We start from the raw sequence: 18,928 nt of genomic DNA, 5'->3' as shown, positions 1-18,928 counted from the left end.
AGTCTACGAGGCGGTCGCAGGGCGTCCTGGCCCTCGTTCGGTGGTCGTGGCGCGTCGATCGCTCGATGTCGGAGGTGCGTGGTGTCATCGGCGGCATGGATCTCTCCTTCGTCCTCGGCCTGGTGGTCGGTGCGCTCCTCGCGGGAGTCGTGGCCGTCCTCCTCGCCCGCTCCCGCACGCCCGACGCCGCCCTCGCCCTCGACCTCGCGACGGCCCGCGCCCGCGCTGAGGGCCTGGAGGAGCGGCACGAGGCCGTCGTCGAGCAGCACCGCGAGCACCTCGGCTCCGCCCGCGACCAGATCCGCGAGCTCCAGGAGCAGCTGCGCGTCGTCGCCGAGCGCGAGCGGCACGACGCGCGCATCCTGCAGACCCTCTCCCCCGTCGCCGAGAGCCTGCGCGGCATGCAGGAGGCGGTCGGCCGGCTCGAGCGCGAGCGCGCCGCCCAGTTCGGGGCGATCACCGAGCAGCTCGAGGGACAGCGGGCGGCGGGCGAGCAGCTGCGCTCGACGACCGAGACCCTCGCGTCCGCGCTCCGCTCCACCACGAGCCGCGGCGCCTGGGGCGAGACGCAGCTGCGGAACGTCGTCGAGGCCGCCGGGCTCACCCAGCGGGTCGACTTCGACGTGCAGTTCGGGCTCGAGGGCGAGGCGGGCCGCGGCCGCGCCGACATGGTGGTCCGCCTGCCCGGCGGCAAGGCGATCGCGGTGGACGCCAAGGTGCCGTTCGACGCGTACCTGGAGGCGAGCGCGATCCCCGCGGGCGCCGGCGGAGAGGAGGAGGCGCGGCGCGCGGGGCTCCTGCGCGCGCACGTCCGAGCCCTCCGCGGCCATGTGGACGCGCTGGCCGCCCGCTCCTACTGGACCGGTCTCCCGGCGAGCCCCGAGTTCGTCATCGCGTTCGTGCCGAGCGAGCCGCTGCTCGCGAGCGCGCTCGACGCCGACCCGAGCCTGCTCGAGTACGCGTTCCGCAAGCGCGTCGCCCTCGCCTCGCCCGTGACCCTGTGGTCGGTGCTGAAGACCGTCGCCTACACCTGGCAGCAGGACGTGCTCACCGACGACGCCAAGCGCCTGCTCGACCTCGGCAAGACGCTCTACGCCCGTCTCGGCACCCTCGCCGACCACGCCGAGGGCCTGCGCCGCTCGCTCGAGAAGACGGTCGACTCCTACAACGCCTTCGCCGGCTCGCTCGAGAGCCGCGTGCTGGTCACCGCGCGCCAGTTCGACTCCCTCGACGAGTCGCGCGTCATCGCCCCGGTCGGAGGAGTCGCCTCCTCGCCGCGCCGCCTCACCGCCGTCGAGCTGCTCGCCGCGGACGACGAGTCCGAGCGGAGCGCGTAGGGTCCCGGGTCCCCGCTGAGCGAGCACCGGGCGTGCAGGCCGGGCGCGAGCGGCGCCGTCCATCCGGCTCGACGCCCGGACGACCGCAGCTCGCGACGGCGCTCCACCTCCGCGGCTCGGCGGAGGAGCGCCCGCGAGGCGTCTCGAGACCCGCCGCGGCCCCGCCCGCTCGCCTCGGTGACCGAGGCAGGTGTCCTTCCGCGTCCTGCACGCCGAGACGCCGCCGCACTCGACGAGTGCGCCGTCAGCGGGGCGGCGCCTCGGCAGCAGTGCGGCGTCTCTGAGAGAGCGTGACGGCCTAGACCCACTTCTCCGCGAGGTGCTGGGCGGTCACGCGGCGGATGGTGCCCGAGCGGGAGCGCAGCACGATGGACTCCGTCGTGATGACGTGGCCCTCCTTGCGCACGCCCTTCACGAGCCCGCCGTTCGTCACTCCGGTCGCGACGAAGTAGGTGTTGTCGCTGCGGACGAGGTCGTTGGCGTGGAGGACGCGATCGAGGTCGTGGCCGGCGTCGATGGCGCGCTGGCGCTCGTCGTCGTCCTTCGGGCGGAGGATGCCCTGGATCACTCCGCCGAGCGCGCGGATGGCGCAGGCCGTGATGATGCCCTCGGGCGTGCCTCCGGTGCCGACGCACATGTCGAGTCGGGAGTCGTGGCGAGCGGCGTTGATGCCGCCCGCGACGTCGCCGTCGAGCAGGAGGCGCGTGCCGGCTCCGGCCGCGCGGATGTCCTCGATCAGCTGAGCGTGGCGCGGGCGGTCCAGCACCGCGATGCGCATCTCCTCGACGGGCTTGCGCTTGGCGCGGGCCAGGGCGCGGATGTTCTCGCCGATCGGGCGCTGGATGTCGATGATCCCGACGCCCTCGGGCCCGGTGACGATCTTCTCCATGTAGAACACGGCGGAGGGGTCGAACATCGCGCCGCGGTCGGCGACGGCGATCATCGAGAGCGCGTTCTGGCGCCCGGCCGCGGTCAGCGAGGTGCCGTCGATCGGGTCGACGGCGATGTCGGCGGCGGGCCCCGAGCCGTTGCCGACGTGCTCGCCGTTGAAGAGCATGGGCGCGTTGTCCTTCTCGCCCTCGCCGATCACGACGACTCCGTCGAAGTTCACGGTCCCGAGGAAGGTGCGCATGGCGTCGACCGCTGCGCCGTCGGCGGCGTTCTTGTCGCCCTTGCCGATGAAGGGCACGGCGCGGATCGCGGCGGCCTCGGTGGCGCGGACGAGCTCCATGCCGAGGTTGCGGTCGGGGTGGAGGTAGAGCGAGTCGTTGTCGATCACAGAGCGGAGTCCTTCGTCGTCGAGTTCGTGCACGTCGTCGCAGGACCCGCGGAGCGGATCCCCATCCCTGCCCGAAGCCTAGTCCAGGGCCCTCCACGGGCGGAGGGACCGCGGAGGGGCGCCTCGCTAGACTCGTCCGCGACGCGGGCCTCGCCCGACCCCCCTTCGTTCATCCGTCAAAGGAGATGCCATGCCCGTCGCTACCCCGGACCAGTACGCAGAGATGCTCGACAAGGCGAAGGCGGGCGGCTTCGCCTACCCGGCGTTCAACGTCTCGTCGTCGCAGACGATCAACGCGGTCCTCCAGGGCCTCACCGAGGCGGGCTCGGACGGCATCATCCAGGTCACCACCGGAGGCGCGGACTACTTCGCCGGCCACACCGTGAAGAACCGCGCGGCAGGCGCGATCGCCTTCGCGAGGTTCGCGACCGAGGTCGCCAAGAACTACCCGGTCACGGTCGCGCTCCACACCGACCACTGCCCGCAGAACGCGCTCGAGGGCTTCGTCTACCCGCTGATCGCCGCCTCCGAGGAGGAGGTCAAGGCCGGTCGCGAGCCGCTCTTCCAGTCGCACATGTGGGACGGCTCCGCGATCCCGCTCGACGAGAACCTCGCCATCGCGAAGGAGATCCTCCCGCGCGTCAAGAACATCAACGCCATCCTCGAGGTCGAGATCGGCGTCGTCGGCGGCGAGGAGGACGGCGTCTCGCACGACATCAACGAGCACCTCTACACCACGCTCGACGACGCGATCGCGACCGTCGAGGCCCTCGGCTTCGGCGAGCAGGGCCGCTACATGGCCGCCCTCACCTTCGGCAACGTCCACGGCGTCTACAAGCCGGGCAACGTCCGACTGCGCCCGGAGCTGCTCCGCGAGATCCAGGACGGCCTGCAGGCGAAGTACGGCACCGGCGCGCTCCCCCTCGATCTCGTCTTCCACGGCGGCTCGGGCTCGACCGACGAGGAGATCGCCGAGGCGGTCCGCAACGGCGTCGTCAAGATGAACATCGACACCGACACGCAGTACGCGTTCAGCCGCTCCGTCGCGGACACCGTGCTGAAGAACTACGACGGCTTCCTCAAGGTCGACGGCGAGGTCGGCAACAAGAAGGTCTACGACCCGCGCTCGTGGGGCAAGATCGCCGAGACCGCGATGGCCGCGCGCGTCGCCGAGGCGACCCGTCAGCTCGGCTCGGCCGGGAACTCCGGGAAGTAGGGCACCGCTCCGTGACGAACGCACACGATCAGCCGGGCGACAGGCGTCCGGAGCCGCAGTACGGCGAGTACGCGCCGCCCGGCTGGTCGTGGCAGCCGCCGGAGGACGCCGTGGTCGTCCCCGACCCGAGGGGGTCGGAGACCGATCCGAGGCCCGCGACCGCTCCGGCCGCGAAGCCCGTCGCGCATCCCGTCGACCGCCTGCTCACGATCGTGCTGCTCGCGCTCGGCGTGTTCTTCGCCGTGCCGACGCTGCTCGATCCCTCGAGCTTCGCGACGACCCTCCAGGAGCTCTACCGCTCCCAGGGCATCGGCACCTACGCGTCGCCGGAGCTCGCACGGATCCTCGGCGTCGTGGTGGCGCTCGCGCAGTCGCTGATCGTCGCCTTCGCGGTGTGGATCTCGATCCGGCGGCTCCGCGCCGGCAAGCGCGCCGTGCTCGTCCCGATCCTCGGGATCGCGGCGACCGTGCTGCTCTCCCTGATCGTCGCGGCGATCGCCATCCTGGGCGACCCGACGTTCGCGGAGTACGTCACGCGCATGTCGGGCTCGCAGGGCGGCGCCGGCACCGACGTCTAGCGTCGATCCCCGTTCCACCGCACACGGAAGAGGCCGCCGCTCCCGAGGGAGGGCGGCCTCTTCCGTGTCCGGGCCGGAACGCTCTAGGCGCCCGCTCCCGCGCTGATGCGTCCACCGACGCCGCGGGCGTCGCGCTTGCCGGCGACGTCCTTGCGCAGCTCCTTGGGGAGCGAGAACATCAGGTCCTCCTCCGCGGTCTTGACCTCCTCGACATCGCCGTACCCGGCGGCGGCGAGGTCGTCGAGGACCTCCTGGACGAGCACCTCGGGCACCGAGGCGCCGCTGGTGACGCCGACGGTGCGGATGCCCTCGAGCCACTCCTGCTTGATCTCACTCGCGTAGTCGACCCGGTAGGCGGCCTTCGCGCCGTACTCGAGGGCGACCTCGACGAGGCGCACGGAGTTGGAGGAGTTCGCGGAGCCGACGACGATGACCAGCTCGGCGCCCGCGGCGACCTTCTTGATCGCGACCTGGCGGTTCTGCGTGGCGTAGCAGATGTCGTCGCTCGGCGGGTCCTGCAGGTTGGGGAAGCGCTCGCGGAGGCGGCGCACCGTCTCCATCGTCTCGTCGACCGAGAGCGTCGTCTGCGAGAGCCAGACGACCTTGTCCGGGTCCTTCACGACGATGTTCGGCACGTCGTCGGGGCTGCCGACGAGGGTGACGTGATCGGGGGCCTCGCCCGCGGTGCCCTCGACCTCCTCGTGGCCCTCGTGGCCGATGAGGAGGATCTCGAAGTCGTCGCGCGCGAAGCGGACGGCCTCGCGGTGCACCTTCGTCACCAGGGGGCAGGTCGCGTCGATCGCCTGGAGACCGCGGTCGGCCGCGCCCTGGACGACGGCCGGTGAGACGCCGTGCGCGCTGAAGACGATGTGCGATCCCTCGGGCACCTCGTCGACCTCGTCGACGAAGATGGCGCCCTGGCTCTCGAGCGTGGAGACGACGTGCACGTTGTGCACGATCTGCTTGCGCACGTAGACCGGGGCACCGTAGTGCTCGATGGCCTTCTCGACGGCGACGACCGCGCGGTCGACTCCGGCGCAGTAGCCGCGGGGCGCGGCGAGGAGGACGCGCTTGCGGCCCTCGACGGGGACGTCGCGCAGACGCCCTGTGGCGCGGGGCATGCGCGGCATGGGCAGGCTGATCGGGACTTGGCTCACCCCCTGATTCTACGTGGTGCATCCTGTGCCCGGGCCGTCCCGGTGTCGGACCCGTCCCGTACCGTTGTCGTCGCGGGAGGGCACTCCCGCTCCCCCCGTCCCTCCGAGCAGAGGCAGCGATGACCGACGCCCCACCCACCGCCGACGCACCCTGGCCGGTCGGCCTGCTCGCCAGCAAGATCAAGGGCTGGATCGAGCGCCTCGGGACCGCGTGGGTCGAGGGCGAGATCACCCAGTGGGGCGCGTCCGGCGGCAACGTCTACGGGAAGCTGAAGGACCTGTCCGGAGACGCGACGGTCGGCTTCACCGTCTGGTCGTCGGTGCGGAGCCGCCTCCCGGCCGACCTCAAGCAGGGCGATCGGGTCATCGCGCTGGTGAAGCCCAACTACTGGGTCAAGGGCGGCACGCTCTCGATGCAGGTCTTCGAGATGCGCCACGTCGGCCTGGGCGATCTGCTCGAGAAGCTCGAGCGGCTCCGCCGGCAGCTCGCGTCGGAGGGGCTGTTCGACGCCTCCCGCAAGAAGCCGCTGCCGTTCCTCCCGCACGGCGTGGGCCTCATCACCGGCAAGGACTCGGACGCCGAGAAGGACGTGCTGCGGAACGCGCAGCTGCGCTGGCCGGCGGTGCGCTTCCGGGTGGTCCACTCGGCCGTGCAGGGCGACCGGACGGTCCCGGAGGTGCTCTCGGCCCTGCGGACCCTCGAGGCCGACGACAGCATCGACGTGATCGTGATCGCCCGCGGAGGCGGCGACTTCCAGAACCTGCTCGGCTTCAGCGACGAGGCGCTCGTGCGCGCCGTCGCCGCCTGCTCCACTCCGGTCGTCAGCGCGATCGGCCACGAGGCCGACCGCCCGCTGCTCGACGACGTCGCCGACCTGCGCGCCTCCACTCCCACCGACGCCGCGAAGAGGGTCGTGCCCGACGTCTCCGACGAGCTGCTGCGCGTGCAGCAGGCCCGGCTGCGGATGACCGGCCGCGTGAGCGGGCTCGTCTCGCACGAGATCGACCGGCTCTCGCAGCTGCGCTCGCGGCCGGTGCTCGCCCAGCCGCACGTGCTGGTCGACCGGCACTCCGAGGAGCTGACCCGCTGGGTCGCGCGCGGCGCCGAGCTGGTGGACCGCCGCCTCGAGCGCGCGCACCTCGAGGTCGAGCGCCTGCACGGCCACCTGCGCGCCCTCTCCCCCCAGCACACCCTCGACCGCGGCTACGCGATCGTCCAGAACGCGGCCGGGCACGTCGTCCGGGCACCCGGCGACGCACCGGCCGGCGGCGCACTCGTCCTCACGCTCGCGGAGGGAGCCGTCGGCGCCCGCTCCGAGGGGCCCACCGGCGATCCCGCCGGCCGGTCCTGAGCCCGCCGCGCCACCCGTCCCCCCTCAGCCCCGATCGATAGGATCAGACCCATGCCCGACTCCCCCGACGCCCCGGCGACCGACTCCGACGTCTCGGGATTCTCCTACGAGCAGGCGCGCGACGAGCTCGTCCGCGTCGTGTCCGAGCTCGAGCAGGGCAGCTCCACCCTCGAGCGCTCGCTCGCCCTGTGGGAGCGCGGCGAGGCCCTCGCCGCCCGCTGCGAGGAGTGGCTGATCGGAGCACGCGCCCGGCTGGACGCGGCCCGCTCCGGAGGGGCGGCCGCCGGATGAGCCGCGCGAAGCCCGCGCGGGTCGTCGCCGAGCTCGGGCGCCCGGAGACGGCGGCCGAGACGGCCGCCCGCAAGGCCGAGAACTCCCGGCTCTACCGTCAGCGCAAGACGGTCAACAACCTCGTCTTCTCGCTGCTCGCGACCGTCGGCGCCGTGGCGCTCATCGTCCTGCTCGTCCCCCGCGGCGACACCGTGGAGCTCTCCTCGGTCGACGTCCCCCGCGTCGCCGCACAGGTCCAGCTGGGCGAGGAGCAGACGCTCGCCGTGCCCTCCCTGCCCGAGGGCTGGAAGGCCAACGCGGCCGAGCTCCGCCGCGAGAACGGCACCGACTACTGGTACGTCGGCCTGATCACCCCGAAGGCGGGCTACATCGGCCTGAGCCAGGGGCTCGACGCGGACGCGGCCTGGGTCGCGACGCAACTCGACCGCCGGGCGGCGACCGGCGTCGAGACGATCGACGGCCGCGACTGGACCGTCTACGACCACCGCGACTCCGGCGACGACACCGGCAACACGCCCTACGCGCTCGAGACGACGGAGGGCTCCAGCACCTACCTCGTCTACGGCACGGCCCCGACGGACGAGATCCGCCTGGTCGTCGACGCCATCACCCCGCAGATCGGCCAGGAGGAGTCCCGATGAGCCTCGGAACCAGCAGCACCGTCCCCCGCGAGTCCCGCCCGCCGGCGTGGGTCTGGAAGGAGATGCTCCGCGGCAACCAGCGCTTCGTCGCCGGCGAGCCCCGCCACCCCCGCCAGGACGTCGAGCGCCGCGCCGAGCTCGCCGCCGCTCAGGCCCCGCTCGCCGCGCTCTTCGGCTGCAGCGACTCCCGCCTCGCGGCCGAGATCATCTTCGACCTGGGGCTCGGCGACCTCTTCGTCGTCCGCAACGCCGGCCAGGTGATCGCCGACTCCATCATCGGCTCGCTGGAGTACGGCGTCGCCGTTCTCGGCGTGAAGGTGCTGCTCGTGCTCGGCCACGACGAGTGCGGAGCGGTCCGGGCGGCGATCCAGTCGCAGGCGCCCGGCGCCGAGCGGCTCCCCCCGCACATCGAGCACCTGATCGAGCCGATCATCCCCGCGGTGCGCCGCCTCGTGGGCGCCCAGCCGGACGGCCGCGTGCTCGTCGACCCGTCGGCGACCGACGCGCTGGCCGTCGGCCGCGAGCACCTGCGCGACACGGTCGCCGAGCTGCTCCAGCGCTCCCCGCTGATCGCCGACGCGGTCGCGACCGGGCGGCTCGCCCTCGTGGGCGCCAACTACCGGCTCTCGGACGGCACCGTGATGTCCGATGTCGTGCTCGGCATCGATCCGCCCGAGCTCAGCCCCTACGTCTCCGAGCTGGAGCGCGACTCCGGCTCCGCCTCCTCCGCCGCCGCTCCGAGCGCGGTGGGATCGGATCCCGCGTGAGCGGCTCCGGACAGCACAGCACCAACCGATCAGACAAGGACGAACACAGCGTGGTGGATCACTCCCCGACCGACGACTCCGGCGACTTCCGCATCGAGCACGACACGATGGGCGAGGTGCGGGTCCCCCGCGACGCCCTCTACGCCGCGCAGACCCAGCGGGCGGTCGAGAACTTCCCGATCTCGGGTGCGGGCCTCGAGCCGGCCCAGATCGCGGCCCTCGCGCGCATCAAGAAGGCGGCGGCGCTGGCCAACGCCGAGCTGGGCGTGCTCGACGCCGACATCGCCACGGCGATCGCCGACGCGGCCGACCTCGTCGTCGGGGGCGGCTACGACGCGCACTTCCCGATCGACGTCTACCAGACCGGCTCGGGCACGTCCTCGAACATGAACATGAACGAGGTGCTGGGCTCGCTGGCGACCACGGCCCTCGGACGCACCGTGCACCCGAACGACCACGTCAACGCCTCGCAGTCCTCCAACGATGTGTTCCCCACCTCGGTCCACGTCGCCGTCACCGGCGCGCTCATCGAGTCGCTGATCCCCTCGCTCGAGCAGCTCGCCGAGTCGCTCGAGGTCAAGGCGGAGCAGTGGGCCGAGGTCGTCAAGGCCGGCCGCACCCACCTGATGGACGCCACCCCCGTCACGCTCGGCCAGGAGTTCGGCGGCTACGCCGCGCAGATCCGCCTCAGCATCGAGCGCGTGCAGTCGGCGCTCCCCCGCGTCGCCGAGGTCCCGCTCGGCGGTACCGCGGTCGGCACCGGGATCAACACCCCCGCCGGCTTCCCGCAGAAGGTCATCGCGCGCCTCGCGGAGGAGACGGGCCTTCCCGTCACCGAGGCCCGCAACCACTTCGAGGCCCAGGGCGCGCGGGACTCGCTGGTCGAGGCCTCCGGAGCGCTGCGCGTGCTCGCGGTGAGCCTGACCAAGATCAACAACGACCTCCGCTGGATGGGCTCCGGCCCCAACACCGGCCTCGGAGAGCTGCGGATCCCCGACCTCCAGCCCGGATCCTCGATCATGCCCGGCAAGGTGAACCCGGTGATCCCGGAGGCCGTCCTCATGGTCTGCGCGCGCGTGATCGGCAACGACGCCACGATCGCCTGGGCAGGCGCCTCGGGTGCCTTCGAGCTCAACGTCGCGATCCCCGTCATGGGGACGGCGCTGCTGGAGTCGATCCGCCTGCTCGCGAACTCCGCCGTGCTGCTCGCCGACAAGACCGTCGACGGCCTCGAGGCCGACGTCGAGCACGCCCGCGCCCTCGCCGAGTCCTCCCCCTCGATCGTCACCCCGCTCAACAAGGTGATCGGCTACGAGGCCGCCGCCAAGGTCGCGAAGAACTCGGTCGCCAAGGGGATCACCGTCCGCGAGTCGGTCGTGGACCTCGGCTTCGTCGAGCGCGGCGAGGTGACGGAGGAGCAGCTCGACAGCGCCCTCGACGTCATGTCGATGACCCGCCCCGGCTGAGCCCGGCCCTCCGACGGCCCGTCCCTGCGCTCGGCGCGGAGGCGGGCCGTCAGAGCACCAGCCAGAACCCCGTGAGCAGGAACGGTCCGAACGCGACCCGTCCGCGGACGCGCAGCACGAGCACCCACAGCCCTGCCACCGCGAAGCCGACAGCGGGCGCGGCGACGACCTGCTCGGGTCCGAGAGCCGCGAGCGGCGGTGCGAGGGCCGCCTGGAGCTTCACGTCGCCGAGGCCCAGCCCGCCCGCCGCATGCAGCACGCCCAGGCACAGCACCGTCGCGAGGACGGCGAGAAGCGTCCCCTCCGTGGGCGCGAGGACGGCTCCGACCGCCAGCAGCGGGAGCGTGACCGCGTTCGGGAGCCGGTGCCCGCGCACGTCCGCCAGCACCAGCGGCACGCTCACGAGCGCCACCGGGACGAGGCCGGGCGCCCGACCGAGGTGCGGGGCACCGATCAGGAGGAGCACGAGGGAGCCGAGGAGCAGGGCGGCCCGGTCGAGCAGTGATCCGCGGAGCATCCGCCGAGACTAGGGGGCGACGCCCGCGGGGCGTCGGAGTTCTCCACAGGGCGGCCCGCCGGCGTGCTCGGGCGGCGGCGGGTCCCAGCCCGGCCTCAGTCGCGCGGTGGCAGCGGTCCCAGCAGGAGCGACGCCCAGGCGCCGTGCGCCGACGCGTCGTCGGAGGGGTGGAACTGCCCGGCGAGCACGTCGCGGTAGAGGCGGCCGAGCTCCGACCTGCGCTGGTACGCCGACCCGCCCGCGATCCGGACGGCGCTCTCGACCACGCGGAGCGCTCCCTCCGTGGTGCGGATCTTCACCCCCACCAGCGACGGGAACCAGCGCGCGCCCCGGTCGACGAGCGCGTCCACGTCGGCCGCCGCCGAGCGCAGGGGCGCCTCGAGCCCGTCGAGCAGCATCCCGGTCTCAGCCACCCGGTGCCGCACCTCGGGGTCCTCCGCCAGTGGCCGCCCTCCCGCCCGGAGGGAGGTCCGTCGGCGGACGGAGGCGACGGCGAGCTCGAGCGCGCGCTGCGCGACACCGAGGTAGACCGAGGAGATCAGCAGCTCGAAGGCCGCGAAGACGGCGAAGACGAAGGGGTCGGCGGTCGGTCCGACGGGCAGCGAGCGGATCATCCGCTCGGCCGGGACGACGACGCCGTCGAGCACCGTCGTGCGGCTCTGGGTCGCCCGCATGCCGAGCGTGTCCCAGTCGTCGCGGACCTCGAGCCCGGCGACCGGCGAGTCCGGGCTCCCGCGGTCGACGAAGCCGTGCACGAGCCGCGGCTCCGACCCGCTGTCGTCGCGGCCGAACACGCCGAGCCGCGTCCAGGCGAGCGCGAGGGAGGTGAAGACCTTCGTGCCGGTGAAGCGGTAGCCGCCGTCCCCGAGCGGCTCCGCCCGCGTCAGCGAGTCCGAGAGCACCAGGTCGTTGCCCGCCTCGCTGTTGCCGAAGGCGAAGACGTGACCCGCCGCGGCGTCGACGAGAACCGAGTGGAGGGAGTCGTCGCCCCGCTCGAGCAGGAGTCGCGCGATCCCGGTCCAGACCAGGTGCATGTTGACGGCGAGCGCGGTCGCGGGCGCGGCCGTCGCGAGGCGCGTCTGCTCGGCGGCCGCCTGCTCCAGGCCGAGGCCGGCACCGCCGAGCTCCTCGGGGACGAGCAGCGCCAGGTACCCGATCGAGCGCAGCTCCTCCAGGTCGTCCGCGCAGAACGCGTTGCGCTCGTCGTAGTCGGCCGCGCGGGTGCGGAAGCGCTCGAGGAGCGCGTCGTCGAGGATGCTCACCCGTCCACGCTACGCCCCGGTACCCTGCAGGGACGCGCCCGGCCCGGGAATCCTCGGATCCCACGGGCCGGACGCACGGCGAGCCCGTCAGGCGAGCTCGTTCGACTCCAGCATCTCCGTGACCAGAGCGGCGATCGCCGAGCGCTCGGAGCGGGTCAGCGTGACGTGCGCGAACAGCGGGTGGCCCTTCAGCGTCTCGATCACGGAGGCGACCCCGTCGTGCCGGCCGACCCGGAGGTTGTCGCGCTGCGCCACGTCGTGGGTCAGCACCACCCGGGAGTTCTGCCCGACGCGCGAGAGCACCGTGAGCAGGACGTTCCGCTCCAGCGACTGCGCCTCGTCGACGATCACGAACGCGTCGTGCAGCGAGCGCCCGCGGATGTGCGTGAGCGGCAGCACCTCGAGCATCCCGCGCTCGATCACCTCGTCGAGCACGTTCTGCGACACCAGCGCCCCGAGCGTGTCGAAGACCGCCTGCGCCCAGGGGTTCATCTTCTCGGCCGCGTCGCCGGGCAGGAAGCCGAGGTCCTGGCCGCCCACCGCGTAGAGCGGCCGGAAGACCATGATCTTCTTGTGCTGGCGCTTCTCCAGCACCGCCTCCAGGCCCGCGCAGAGCGCCAGCGCCGACTTGCCGGTGCCGGCCCGGCCGCCGAGCGAGACGATGCCGACCTCCGGGTCGAGCAGCAGGTCGATCGCGAGCCGCTGCTCCGCCGACCGCCCGTGCAGGCCGAACACGTCCTTGTCGCCGCGGACCAGCGTGATCTGCCGCTTGCCGGTGACCCTCGCGAGAGCGGAGCCGCGGTCGGAGTGGACGACGAGTCCGGTGTTGACCGGGATGTCGGCCACGACGTCCGTGAAGAGCCGCTCGCGGTCGTAGAGCTCGCTCATCGCGTCGCCGCCGAGCGTCACGTCGTCCATGCCGGTCCAGCCGGACTCGGGGGCCTGCTCGGCCAGGTACTCCTCCGCGGCGAGGCCGATGGAGGCGGCCTTCACGCGCATCGGCATGTCCTTGGACACGACGGTCACCGCGGCGCCCTCGCTCTGCAGGTTGAGCGCGACGGCGAGGATCCTCGCGTCGTTGTCGCCCATCTGGAGCCCGCTCGGCAGCACCGACATGTTCGAGTGGTTGAGCTCGACGCGGAGCGTGCCGCCCCGGCCGACGGCGATGGGGAAGTCGAGGCGCTCGTGCTGCACGCGCAGCTCGTCGAGGCGGCGCAGGGCCTGCCGGGCGAAGTAGCCGATCTCGGGATCGTTGCGCTTGCCCTCGAGCTCGCTGATGACGACGATCGGCAGCACGACGGCGTGCTCCGCGAACCGGAACATCGAGGAGGGATCCGACAGCAGCACCGAGGTGTCCAGGACGTAGGTGCGGAGGAGCTGATCGGCCGGATCCGAGGAGCCGTGCTGGACACGGCGGTGGACGCCGCCCTGCGTCCCGGTCTGCGGATCCATGCCCTGGGGAACTGTCACGACGACTCTCCACACTCCGGGGGCCGGAGCCCCCGGCTCATGTCCTCGAGCCGGTCTCATCGGTGCGTGTCGTGCACCGCGCAGTGTCCCTTCGGCGTCTGCGCGATGTCGAGCCGTACTTCTGTGGCCGTCTCGACCAGGCGCTGTACCTGATGACTCGAACCTAACCCGGCGAATGACATCCGTGTGCTTCTCACCGCTACGAATGTGTAACCAGTGTGTGAACGCGCGGAATCCGGCCTAGTAGTCGATGCTCGTGGCCGACGAGATCAGGGCGGCGCGGAGCAGCGCGAGGGTCGCGTCGGTGGTGCCGGCGTGCGCGCTGAAGCGGACGGTGCTCGGACGCAGGCGCGCGGTGACGCCGTGCGCGGCGAGGGAGGCCGCCAGCGGGGCCAGTTCCTCCGGCTCCGGCTCGACGACCACGATGCCGGCGCGCTCGTGCTCGCCGCGGGAGCCCACGACCGCCAGTCCGAACTCGTCCGCGAGGTCGACGATCGCGCTGACCCGCTCCGCCACGAGTGCGGCGATCGTCGACTGCCCGACTGCGGCGACCTCCTCCAGCGCCGACGCGAGCCGGGCCTGGGCGATCGGGTCCGGGTTGCTGATGCTGAAGGCGCGGGCGTCGCCGCGCGGCGGAGCCACCTCGTCCCACGGCTCCGCCTGCTCCGATCCCGTCCAGCCGGAGAGCACCGGGGTCAGCCGCGACAGCGCCCGCTCGCTGAGCGCGAGGAAGCCCGTCCCCCAGCCGGCGCGGAGCCACTTCTGGCCGCCGGTGACGACCACGTCCGCCAGCTCGTAGGGCGCGTCGACGACGCCGAAGCCCTGGATCGCGTCGAGGACGAGCATCCGGTCGCCGATCACGTCACGGATCGCCGCGACGTCCGCGAGGTAGCCCGTGCGGGAGTCGACCAGGCTCACCGCGACGGTCGTCACGTCGTCCGTGAGCTGCTCGCGGACCGCCTCCGGCGTCACCCGTCCCTGCTCGGTCCGCAGCCAGCGGGGCTCCACCGAGCCGAGAGCCTGCGCCGAGCGCACCGCCGCGAACGGCAGGCTCGGGAACTCCGCAGCCGACAGCAGCACCGCGCCCGAGGCGCCGAACAGCGCGTGCAGGAGGCCGGTCGAGGTGTTGGGCTGGAAGACGACGCGGTCGGCGGGGACGCGCACGAGAGCCGCCGCCGCCGCCCGGACGCGCTCGTCCTGCCGGAACAGCTCGTCGAGGGTGCCGCTGCGCGCGCGCACCAGCAGCTCGACGGCCGCCTCCTGCTCGGCGGCGACGGTCGCCGAGAGCGGGCCCACCCGGCCGAAGTCGAGGTACCCGGTCTCCTCGCCGAAGCCGGCGAGGTAGTCCTCGGTCGTGGTGGAGGTGGCCTCGTTCGAGCTCATGCCGGCCCTTCCGGTCGGTGGTGCGGCAGGAGCCGCGAGGTCAGCTGCCGAAGCGGCGGTGCCGTCCGGCGTAGTCGCGGAGCGCGCGGAGGAAGTCGACCTCGCGGATGTCGGGGCCGAGCGCCTCCATGAAGTAGAACTCGCTGTGCGCGCTCTGCCAGAGCATGAAGTCGGAGAGGCGCTGCTCCCCCGAGGTGCGGATGACCAGATCGGGGTCGGGCTGCCCGCTGGTGTACAGGTGCTCGCCGATGAGCTCCGGGGTCAGCAGGCCCGCGACGTCCTCGATGGAGGAGCCGCGCTTGCCGTGCTCCTCCAGGATGCTCCGCACGGCCTGGGCGATCTCGTGCCGCCCGCCGTAGCCGACCGCGAGATTGACGTGCAGGCCCGTGTGGGAGGCGGTGCGCGCCTCCGCCGTGTCGAGCGCGGCCACGAGCGAGGGCGGGAGGCCCTCGTCGGAGCCGACGTGCTGCACGCGCCAGTCGGGCTGCTGGGAGACCTCCTCGGCGAGGTCGGCGATGATCGCGATCAGCTCGGTCAGCTCGCTGCTGTCGCGGCCGACGAGGTTGTCCTGCGAGAGCAGGTAGAGGGTGACGTGGCGCACGCCGAGCTCGTCGCACCACTGCAGGAACTCGTGCACCTTGGCGGCGCCGGCCCGGTGGCCGTGCGCGGCGGTCTCGAGGGCCCGCTGCCGCGCCCAGCGCCGGTTGCCGTCGATGATCATCGCGACGTGGTTCGGCAGGGAGTCGGGGGGAAGGCTCGAGCGGAGGCGCTTCTTGTAGACGCCGTAGAGGAGGTCCCTTCCCACAGGCAGTCTCGGCTTCGGCACAGTGACACGGTAGTCGACCCGGGGCGCTCCTCGAAGCCCGGCGGCGCTCGGCGTCGGCCCGGGACGGCGTCGTAGTCTGTCCGGCATGAGCCAGCGGCCGACGCCTCCCCCGTCCGATCCCCGCGCCCGCACCGACCGCGGCAGAGACGCCGTCGGAGCGGACGGCCCGGACCTGCCCGCCCTCCCCCTCGTCGAGGACGCGATCGAGCACGACTCCTCGGCGGAGGTCCGGCCCACCTGGCGCGGCTGGATCCACGCCGGCCTCTTCCCGCTCGCGATCGTCGCCGGAGTGGTGCTGATCGTGGTCGCGGAGGGGACCGCGGCGAAGTGGGCGGCCGCGGTGTTCGCGACCACGTCGCTCCTGCTCTTCGGCAACTCCGCTCTTTACCATCGCTTCGACTGGAAGCCGCGGACGAAGATGATCCTCAAGCGGATCGACCACGCCAACATCTTCCTGCTGATCGCCGGCACCTACACGCCGCTGGCCGTGCTCGCCCTGCCGCCCGCGCAGGGCACGCTCCTGCTGGTCCTGGTCTGGGCGGGGGCGCTGCTCGGGATCGGCTTCCGCGTCTTCTGGATCGGGGCGCCGCGCTGGCTCTACGTGCCGCTCTACCTGCTGCTGGGCTGGGCGGCCGTGATGTACCTCGGACCGCTCTTCGAGGCCAGCGCGACGATGATGGTGCTCGTCCTCGTCGGCGGGCTCTGCTACTCCGCGGGCGCCGTGATCTACGGGATCAAGAGGCCCAACCCGGTCCCGGGCGTCTTCGGCTTCCACGAGATCTTCCACGCGCTCACTGCCGTGGCGTTCCTCTGCCACTGGACGGCGGCGCTGATCGTCTCGCTCCACCCCGCCTACAACGCCTAGCGGGGCCCGGGCCCACCGGTGCGGGCCGGGCTCAGCCCTCGCTGCGCTCCGCCTCCTCGGCGTCGAGCCGCTCCTTCACCTGGGCGGTGTAGGTGGTGCGCCGCACGCGCCGGACCATGTCGAGCGCGAGGAGGACGGCCGCCAGAGCGATCACGAGCATCGTGATGAAGCCGAAGAGGCCCGGCGTGACCGTGTCCTCGTTGAACTCGGGGCCGGGGGTCGGCACCGTCGTGGAGGCGAGGACGACGGCGCGCTGGGCGCCCTCGAGCAGCGCGGCGATCACGCGCGCACCTCGTCGGCGACGACGACGCCGGAGCCGTCGGGCTCCGGGGACACCGGGGCGTCCCCCGAGCGCTCCGGGTCGGGAGCGATCGGCGGGACGACCGCGGTCGGGCCCGGGGCGAGCTCGGCCAGGTCGAGACCGGCGAAGAGATCCGTCTCGGGCGTCGGCGCGTCGACCCGGCTCTCGACGAGCTGGAAGTCGTCGGTCGGCCAGGCGGCGTCGATCGCCTCGTGCGGGAGGAAGAAGAAGGCGTTGTCCGGAGCGACCTGGCTGGCGTGGGCCAGCAGGGCCGCATCGCGCCGATCGTGGAAGCCGGAGATCACGACCCGCGTGGTCGCGAGATACGGGGTGTCCTCGTTCCAGCGCTTCATCTCCTCGAAGACCGACAGGCGCGGGTCCTCCGGGTCGATCGAGCGCAGGTGCTCGGCGATCGCCCGCAGCTTCTGGCCGCTGAAGACGCGGTCGTAGTACAGCTTCGAGATCGACCACGGAGCGCCCGTGCCCCGGTACTCCTCGGCGAGGCCCGCCGCGCGGTACGCCTCGACGGCGACCTGGTGGGCGCGGATGTGGTCGGGGTGCGGGTAGCCGCCGTTCTCGTCGTAGCTGATGATCGCGTGCGGCCGGAACCGGCGGACCAGGCGCACGAGCGGAGCGGCGGCCGTGGCGAGAGGCAGGCCCGCGAACGACGCGGCGTCGACCTTCCCGTCCTCGGGCATGCCGGAGTCGACGAAGCCGAGCCAGGCGTGCTCGACGCCGAGCGCCTCGCGAGCGGCCGCCATCTCGTACCGGCGGAGGCCGCCGATGTCGCGCTCGGCGTGCGCGCGGGCCTCGAGGCCCTCGTTCAGCACGGAGCCGGCCTCGCCTCCGGTGCAGGAGACCACCATGACCTCGGCGCCCCGCGAGGCGTAGGCGGCCAGCGTCGCCGCGCCCTTGCTCGACTCGTCGTCAGGATGGGCGTGCACGGCGAGGAGGCGCGGAGTGTCCCGCACCTCCGAATCGACGGAGACCTCGACGGCCTGGGACACGATCGCTCGATTCCTCGGGGTTTAATGGGATCGGCGCTCCCGTCCGCGAAGGACGGGCGCCACCCGTCCAGAGTAGACGCATCACCCAGGGAGTTCCGTGGCCGCCCGCACGTCCGAGAGCGTCGAGGGAGCCGCCGCGCCCGCGCTCGATCCGGACGCCGTCCGCGCCGCCGGACCCCTCGCCACCCGCTACGGCCGCACGACGCGCACCCGCCGCGGGAACCGCTGGCTCTTCGGCGGCGTCGCGCTCGCCTTCGTCGCCGTCTTCGCCGCCTGGGTCGTCTGGGCCGGACTCGACGGAGCACGCGGCGGGGTGGACGTCCAGGACACCGCGCACCAGGTCGTGGACGACCGCACCGTCACCGTCTCCTTCGACCTCACCGCGCCCGTCGGCCGCGAGGTCGCCTGCGCGGTCCAGGCCCTCAACGAGCAGTCCGCCGTGGTCGGCTGGCTGGTCGTGGAGTACCCCGCCTCGACGGAGCGCTTCCGCTCCTACACGGAGACGGTCCGCACCACCGAGCTCGCGAACACAGGTTTGATCTCCTCCTGCTGGCTCCCGTAGGCTTGCCCGAAGCCCTGACGGACTCGTCGGGGCCTCGCCATTCCCACCGCCGCCTGACGCCGGCCGTCCCCACCGCCGGACGCGGACACCTCCGCACGGTGCTGCCGGGCGCCGCGAGCGCGGCCCGCAGAGCAGGAGCCCACCATGGCCGACCAGTCACAGGTGACCTGGATGACCCAGGAGTCGTACGACCGCCTCGAGGCGGAGCTCACCGAGCTGTCCACCAACGGACGCGAGGAGATCGCCAAGCGCATCGAGGTCGCCCGCGAGGAGGGCGACCTGAAGGAGAACGGCGGCTACCACGCCGCGAAGGACGAGCAGGGCAAGATCGAGGCCCGCATCCGCCAGCTGACCTCGCTCCTCCGCGAAGCCGAGATCGGCACGCCCCCCGAGAGCCACGGAGTCGTCGAGGCCGGCACCATCATCACCGCCGAGATCGCCGGCGACGAGTCCCGCTTCCTCCTCGGCAACCGCGAGATGGCGGGCGAGAGCGACCTCGACGTCTACAGCCCCCAGAGCCCCCTCGGATCGGCGATCATGGGCCTGAACGTCGGCGACACCGCCCGCTTCACGGCACCCAACGGGCGGGAGATCGAGGTCCGCGTCGCCAACGTCGAGACCTGGTCCGGCCACTGATCGCACGTCGCGGCG

20 protein-coding genes are annotated in these 18,928 nt (G+C 72.7%); 11 read left to right on the top strand and 9 right to left on the bottom strand.

Annotated features, from left to right (window positions below; translation table 11 throughout):
* The first annotated feature begins 95 nt into the window (after positions 1 to 95).
* Complete coding sequence (locus C5D50_RS09870) at positions 96 to 1,337, top strand: DNA recombination protein RmuC (protein ID WP_219812324.1); 1,242 nt, start codon at positions 96 to 98, stop codon at positions 1,335 to 1,337.
* Positions 1,338 to 1,635: 298 nt separating this feature from the next.
* Here C5D50_RS09870 and glpX read toward each other — a convergent pair whose 3' ends face one another.
* The gene (glpX, locus tag C5D50_RS09865) at positions 1,636 to 2,568 is read right to left on the bottom strand and encodes a class II fructose-bisphosphatase (RefSeq protein WP_097165697.1); all 933 of its coding nucleotides are present in this window, start codon (positions 2,566 to 2,568) and stop codon (positions 1,636 to 1,638) included.
* Positions 2,569 to 2,806: 238 nt separating this feature from the next.
* On the opposite strand from glpX, the gene fbaA reads away from it, so the two are divergent.
* Together fbaA and C5D50_RS09855 are read left to right on the top strand one after the other, a co-directional pair.
* On the top strand, positions 2,807 to 3,832 hold the full coding sequence (gene fbaA / locus C5D50_RS09860; protein WP_104224414.1) for a class II fructose-bisphosphate aldolase: 1,026 nt from the start codon (positions 2,807 to 2,809) through the stop codon (positions 3,830 to 3,832).
* An 11-nt stretch (positions 3,833 to 3,843) separates the two neighbouring features.
* Positions 3,844 to 4,410 (top strand): DUF6264 family protein, encoded by a 567-nt coding sequence (locus C5D50_RS09855; RefSeq protein ID WP_104224415.1) that lies wholly within the window; start codon positions 3,844 to 3,846, stop codon positions 4,408 to 4,410.
* Positions 4,411 to 4,493: 83 nt separating this feature from the next.
* On the opposite strand, the gene C5D50_RS09850 is transcribed toward C5D50_RS09855, so the two are convergent.
* Complete coding sequence (locus tag C5D50_RS09850) at positions 4,494 to 5,540, bottom strand: 4-hydroxy-3-methylbut-2-enyl diphosphate reductase (protein WP_104225527.1); 1,047 nt, start codon at positions 5,538 to 5,540, stop codon at positions 4,494 to 4,496.
* Positions 5,541 to 5,686: 146 nt separating this feature from the next.
* Here C5D50_RS09850 and xseA point away from each other — a divergent pair, with 146 nt between their 5' ends.
* Genes xseA through C5D50_RS09825 form a run of 5 tightly spaced genes read left to right on the top strand, consistent with a single transcriptional unit; the run spans position 5,687 to position 10,084 of the window.
* Complete coding sequence (gene xseA, locus C5D50_RS09845) at positions 5,687 to 6,919, top strand: exodeoxyribonuclease VII large subunit (protein ID WP_104224417.1); 1,233 nt, start codon at positions 5,687 to 5,689, stop codon at positions 6,917 to 6,919.
* 51 nt (positions 6,920 to 6,970) lie between these two features.
* Positions 6,971 to 7,210 carry an exodeoxyribonuclease VII small subunit gene (locus C5D50_RS09840; protein ID WP_104224418.1) on the top strand — a complete coding sequence of 80 codons (240 nt, stop codon included), beginning with the start codon at positions 6,971 to 6,973 and terminating at the stop codon, positions 7,208 to 7,210.
* Entirely contained in the window at positions 7,207 to 7,851 is a 645-nt protein-coding gene (locus C5D50_RS09835) for a DUF4245 domain-containing protein (protein WP_104225525.1), read from the top strand. Before C5D50_RS09840 ends, C5D50_RS09835 begins: the two co-directional genes overlap by 4 nt.
* Positions 7,848 to 8,618, top strand: coding sequence for a carbonic anhydrase (locus C5D50_RS09830; protein WP_208543312.1), 771 nt, complete (start codon positions 7,848 to 7,850; stop codon positions 8,616 to 8,618). The genes C5D50_RS09835 and C5D50_RS09830 overlap by 4 nt, the downstream gene beginning before the upstream one ends.
* A gap of 50 nt (positions 8,619 to 8,668) precedes the next feature.
* Complete coding sequence (locus C5D50_RS09825; RefSeq protein ID WP_104283398.1) at positions 8,669 to 10,084, top strand: aspartate ammonia-lyase; 1,416 nt, start codon at positions 8,669 to 8,671, stop codon at positions 10,082 to 10,084.
* 49 nt (positions 10,085 to 10,133) lie between these two features.
* Here the strand turns inward: C5D50_RS09825 and C5D50_RS09820 are convergent, their stop codons facing one another.
* The 5 genes from C5D50_RS09820 to C5D50_RS09800 all read right to left on the bottom strand — a co-directional run bounded on the left by C5D50_RS09820 (position 10,134) and on the right by C5D50_RS09800 (position 15,521).
* Positions 10,134 to 10,601, bottom strand: a complete 468-nt coding sequence (locus C5D50_RS09820; protein ID WP_104283397.1) for a prepilin peptidase — start codon at positions 10,599 to 10,601, stop codon at positions 10,134 to 10,136.
* A gap of 95 nt (positions 10,602 to 10,696) precedes the next feature.
* Positions 10,697 to 11,863: an acyl-CoA dehydrogenase family protein gene (locus C5D50_RS09815; protein WP_104288999.1), complete on the bottom strand. Its 1,167-nt coding sequence runs from the start codon at positions 11,861 to 11,863 to the stop codon at positions 10,697 to 10,699.
* A gap of 87 nt (positions 11,864 to 11,950) precedes the next feature.
* The gene (locus C5D50_RS09810; RefSeq protein WP_104224423.1) at positions 11,951 to 13,315 is read right to left on the bottom strand and encodes a PhoH family protein; all 1,365 of its coding nucleotides are present in this window, start codon (positions 13,313 to 13,315) and stop codon (positions 11,951 to 11,953) included.
* Between the two features lie 258 nt (positions 13,316 to 13,573).
* Positions 13,574 to 14,716, bottom strand: a complete 1,143-nt coding sequence (locus C5D50_RS09805; protein ID WP_104283395.1) for an aminotransferase class V-fold PLP-dependent enzyme — start codon at positions 14,714 to 14,716, stop codon at positions 13,574 to 13,576.
* 40 nt (positions 14,717 to 14,756) lie between these two features.
* Positions 14,757 to 15,521 carry an isoprenyl transferase gene (locus tag C5D50_RS09800; RefSeq protein WP_279630826.1) on the bottom strand — a complete coding sequence of 255 codons (765 nt, stop codon included), beginning with the start codon at positions 15,519 to 15,521 and terminating at the stop codon, positions 14,757 to 14,759.
* Positions 15,522 to 15,627: 106 nt separating this feature from the next.
* Between C5D50_RS09800 and C5D50_RS09795 the strand changes: the two genes are divergently transcribed.
* Entirely contained in the window at positions 15,628 to 16,407 is a 780-nt protein-coding gene (locus C5D50_RS09795) for a hemolysin III family protein (protein WP_104288998.1), read from the top strand.
* A gap of 31 nt (positions 16,408 to 16,438) precedes the next feature.
* Here the strand turns inward: C5D50_RS09795 and C5D50_RS09790 are convergent, their stop codons facing one another.
* Positions 16,439 to 16,690 carry a hypothetical protein gene (locus C5D50_RS09790; protein WP_104224426.1) on the bottom strand — a complete coding sequence of 84 codons (252 nt, stop codon included), beginning with the start codon at positions 16,688 to 16,690 and terminating at the stop codon, positions 16,439 to 16,441.
* Positions 16,687 to 17,715 (bottom strand): mycothiol conjugate amidase Mca, encoded by a 1,029-nt coding sequence (gene mca / locus C5D50_RS09785; RefSeq protein ID WP_258069590.1) that lies wholly within the window; start codon positions 17,713 to 17,715, stop codon positions 16,687 to 16,689. Before mca ends, C5D50_RS09790 begins: the two co-directional genes overlap by 4 nt.
* A gap of 97 nt (positions 17,716 to 17,812) precedes the next feature.
* Here mca and C5D50_RS09780 point away from each other — a divergent pair, with 97 nt between their 5' ends.
* Together C5D50_RS09780 and greA are read left to right on the top strand one after the other, a co-directional pair.
* Positions 17,813 to 18,277: a DUF4307 domain-containing protein gene (locus tag C5D50_RS09780; protein WP_104224427.1), complete on the top strand. Its 465-nt coding sequence runs from the start codon at positions 17,813 to 17,815 to the stop codon at positions 18,275 to 18,277.
* A gap of 144 nt (positions 18,278 to 18,421) precedes the next feature.
* Complete coding sequence (greA, locus tag C5D50_RS09775; protein WP_104225519.1) at positions 18,422 to 18,913, top strand: transcription elongation factor GreA; 492 nt, start codon at positions 18,422 to 18,424, stop codon at positions 18,911 to 18,913.
* Positions 18,914 to 18,928 lie beyond the last annotated feature (15 nt).

It is taken from the genome of Rathayibacter sp. RFBD1 (genome assembly GCF_002932915.1).
GTDB lineage: Bacteria > Actinomycetota > Actinomycetes > Actinomycetales > Microbacteriaceae > Rathayibacter.
Note: the sequence above shows the minus strand (reverse complement) of the source record. Positions and strands in the feature narration are given on the sequence as shown.

What these genes read in the sequence shown, in the direction of transcription:
- C5D50_RS09870 (WP_219812324.1), top strand. Translation starts at nt 96, where the DNA reads ATGGATCTCTCCTTCGTCCTCGGCCTGGTGGTCGGTGCGCTCCTCGCG.
- glpX (WP_097165697.1), bottom strand. Translation starts at nt 2,568, where the DNA reads ATGGAGCTCGTCCGCGCCACCGAGGCCGCCGCGATCCGCGCCGTGCCC.
- fbaA (WP_104224414.1), top strand. Translation starts at nt 2,807, where the DNA reads ATGCCCGTCGCTACCCCGGACCAGTACGCAGAGATGCTCGACAAGGCG.
- C5D50_RS09850 (WP_104225527.1), bottom strand. Translation starts at nt 5,540, where the DNA reads ATGCCGCGCATGCCCCGCGCCACAGGGCGTCTGCGCGACGTCCCCGTC.
- xseA (WP_104224417.1), top strand. Translation starts at nt 5,687, where the DNA reads ATGACCGACGCCCCACCCACCGCCGACGCACCCTGGCCGGTCGGCCTG.
- C5D50_RS09840 (WP_104224418.1), top strand. Translation starts at nt 6,971, where the DNA reads ATGCCCGACTCCCCCGACGCCCCGGCGACCGACTCCGACGTCTCGGGA.
- C5D50_RS09835 (WP_104225525.1), top strand. Translation starts at nt 7,207, where the DNA reads ATGAGCCGCGCGAAGCCCGCGCGGGTCGTCGCCGAGCTCGGGCGCCCG.
- C5D50_RS09830 (WP_208543312.1), top strand. Translation starts at nt 7,848, where the DNA reads ATGAGCCTCGGAACCAGCAGCACCGTCCCCCGCGAGTCCCGCCCGCCG.
- C5D50_RS09820 (WP_104283397.1), bottom strand. Translation starts at nt 10,601, where the DNA reads ATGCTCCGCGGATCACTGCTCGACCGGGCCGCCCTGCTCCTCGGCTCC.
- C5D50_RS09810 (WP_104224423.1), bottom strand. Translation starts at nt 13,315, where the DNA reads ATGGATCCGCAGACCGGGACGCAGGGCGGCGTCCACCGCCGTGTCCAG.
- C5D50_RS09805 (WP_104283395.1), bottom strand. Translation starts at nt 14,716, where the DNA reads ATGAGCTCGAACGAGGCCACCTCCACCACGACCGAGGACTACCTCGCC.
- C5D50_RS09795 (WP_104288998.1), top strand. Translation starts at nt 15,628, where the DNA reads ATGAGCCAGCGGCCGACGCCTCCCCCGTCCGATCCCCGCGCCCGCACC.
- greA (WP_104225519.1), top strand. Translation starts at nt 18,422, where the DNA reads ATGGCCGACCAGTCACAGGTGACCTGGATGACCCAGGAGTCGTACGAC.